This window comes from Actinoplanes sp. NPDC048791, from assembly GCF_040650095.1.
Classification (GTDB): Bacteria; Actinomycetota; Actinomycetes; order Mycobacteriales; family Micromonosporaceae; genus Actinoplanes.
Window position 1 is genome coordinate 1 of the sequence record NZ_JBEZGQ010001045.1, and the last position, 2,822, is coordinate 2,822.

2 protein-coding genes and 1 pseudogene are annotated in these 2,822 nt (G+C 73.3%); 1 reads left to right on the top strand and 2 read right to left on the bottom strand.

Annotated features, from left to right (window positions below; translation table 11 throughout):
- Positions 1-687: pseudogene (locus AB0C29_RS41850) on the top strand (hypothetical protein); the annotation flags it as partial.
- On the opposite strand, the gene AB0C29_RS41855 reads toward AB0C29_RS41850, so the two are convergent.
- The gene (locus tag AB0C29_RS41855; RefSeq protein WP_360832924.1) at positions 674-1,405 is read right to left on the bottom strand and encodes a VOC family protein; all 732 of its coding nucleotides are present in this window, start codon (positions 1,403-1,405) and stop codon (positions 674-676) included. The pseudogene AB0C29_RS41850 and the gene AB0C29_RS41855 overlap by 14 nt on opposite strands.
- A 24-nt stretch (positions 1,406-1,429) precedes the next feature.
- The coding region (locus tag AB0C29_RS41860; protein WP_360832927.1) for a right-handed parallel beta-helix repeat-containing protein at positions 1,430-2,822 on the bottom strand (1,393 nt) is incomplete at its 5' end.

Here is a 2,822-nt window from a genome sequence, read left to right on the forward strand (position 1 = left end):
GTCAGTTTCGCGGGCCTTCCGCCCCTGGTCCGCGCCCGGCCGGGCGACGACACTCAGGGGGACGCACCGACGGAGGTGTCCACGATGACCGGAAGACATCCGGCGACAGCGGCCCAGCGCACCGAACTCCTGCACCGGATGCTGCTGCTGCGCGGCGGCGACCAGGACCCCGCCCACCGCGGCGAGGAGGCGATCACGGTGGGCCTGCGGTCCGCGCTCGGCCCGGGCGACACCGTGGCCGACGGCCCGGTCCTGGCCGTGGAGCTCGCGCACGACGACGTCCGGCGGCACCGGCCGGCGGTGACGGTCTGCTTCGTCGGTGACGAGGCGGCGCCCGGGCTGACCAGCTGCCTGGGCCAGGCGATCGACGACCGGCTGCCCGTGCTGTTCTGCTGCGCGGGCCGGCACGGGACCGATCCGGACGGCCTGCCGGCCGGCGCGGTGGACGGCGCGGACATCGAGGCGGTCACCCGGGCGGCCTTGACGGCGGTGCATCCGGTACGGGCCGGAGCAGGCCCGCGGCTGCTGCACTTCCGCACGTACGCCCGGGCGGACAGTCCCCGGCACGACCCCATCCGGATCCTGGCCGACCGGATGCGCACCGACCACCAGCTCGACGACAACGCCCTGGCCGCGATCGAGAAACACGTGGCGGGACAGCTCGGCGGGCGGATCAGGCGGGGGTGAGGAGGCAGAACTCGTTGCCTTCCGGGTCGGCCAGGACCACCCACGGGACATCGCCGCCGGCCAGGTCGACGGCGGTGGCGCCTAGGCCGCGCAGCCTCGCCGCCTCGGCGTCCAGGTCGTCACCCGGATAGGGGCGGACGTCGAGGTGGACGCGATTCCACCCGGTCTTCTTGTCGGGTGTCCGCAGGAACAGCAGATAGGGGCCGACGCCCGCGGCGGAACGCAAAACAGCCTTGTGGTCGGTCACCTCGTGCACCGTCCAGTCCATGGCGCTGCCCCAGAAGCGGGCCATGGCTCGCGGATCCGCGCAGTCGACCACCACCGAGGCGATCGGTCCGGTCTGCGCGTACAGCGAGTCCAGCACGCAGAACTCGTTGCCCTCCGGGTCGGCCAGGACCGTCCACGGGACATCGCCCTGGCCGATGTCGGCCGGTGTCGCGCCGAGCTCCAGCAGGCGCTCGACCAGCTCCGCCTGGTGGGCCGCCGAGGTGGTGGCGAGGTCCACGTGCACGCGGTTCTTCGCCGTCCTGGGTTCCCGGGAGACGACGAGGTCCACGCAGACAGCGACGGGATCGGGGTAGACGAAGCCCTCGGGTTCGAGGTTGGTCACGCCGGGCCCCTCGCTGGAGACTTCCCAGCCGAGCGCTTCGGCCCAGAAACGGCCCAGTGCCGAGTCGTCCCTTGCCTTCATGTTGATCTGCACCAGCCGCGTCGCCACGCCGGCGATGGTAGACCGGCCCGGTCAGCGGCCGGCCATCGACGCTCCGGTGCCGTTGCCGGTGGTGAGGAAGTCCGTGCCCGGGAGCCTGCCCGCGGCCGTACGGGGGCCTTGGGCGGCGGCCGGGTCGGTCGAGCGGAACGTGGCCGCGCTCCAGCCGTCCTGCTGCCAGCTGTTGCGGACCTCGGTCGCCGACGGGGACAGGCTCTGCGGGACCGCGTTGTCGACCGCCGCGTTGGCGCGCAGCACCGCCGCGGCGTCCGGCATGGCGAAGCCCGTACCCCTGTTGCGGAACGCCGTGTTGTTTGTCAGCTGCAGCGCCGCGGTGTTGCCCTCGTCGGTGCAGCCGTGGCCCGCGTTGTCCCAGGCCGCGCTGTGCCGCAGCCGGTGCGCTGCCGGGACTGCCGGGTCGCCGCCGCCGAGCGCGAAGCCGCTCGCACCGTTGTCGTAGGACCACGTGTACTCGACCGTGACCGGGTCGGCGAACGAGCCGAGGTCGATGCCCGTGCTGGCGTTGCCGTAGGCGCGGTTGCCGCGGATCACGTTGCCCGCGCCCGCGCCGAACTGCACGCCCAGACCGATGCCCACCTTGTCGCTGCCGGCCGGGTCGCGGTTGGCGTAGAAGTCGCTGTCCAGCACCTGGTTGCCCGTGGTGCCGGGGTCGCGCAGCATCAGCCCGGACCGGACGTTGTCGTGCATCGACAGCCGGCGGAAGACGGTGTCACGGCAGGCCCGGCAGACGTACGCGTGACTCCTCGACCCGCGCACCTCCAGCCCCTGCACCGTCCAGTACGCCGTACGCTGGGTGACCGCCCACTGGTCGGCCGGGATGCCGGACGCGTCGATGACCGGGCGCTCGTCGCGGTAGTTGCTGAGCACGATCGGCCGTGCCGCCGTACCGCTGGTCGTGATGGTGATGCCCGCGGCCGGCCGATAGGTCCCGCCGCGCAGGGCGATCGTCTGTCCCGGCCGGACGGCCGCCACCGCCTTCTGCAGCGTGGCGTACGGCCGGCGCAGACTGCCGTCGCCGGAGTCCTTGCCGCCGGGCGCGACGTAGATGTCAGCCGTCCGTACTCCGAGGCCGGCCGCCGGACGTGCGGTCGGGGTGGCGCTCGGGGACGGCGGAGCGGATGCTGCCGGCCGTACCGTCTCGGGGGTGAGCGGCCGCGTGGTGAGCGTGGGCAACGCGATTCCGCTGCCGGCGGAGCCGGGCGGCAGGTCCGTCCGGTGGACCGCGTAGACCAGCCCGCCGCTGACCGCAATCGTCGCCGCAGTGCCCACCGCCAGGGCCTTGTGATGGAGAAAGCCCTGGACATGGGCCAGGAGCGAGGTCCCCGCCGAGATCCCGGCCGGGGCCATCAGTCCGGACTTCAGCACGCCGAGCAGCAGTACCGGCACCGGCAGCGCGGCAATGCCG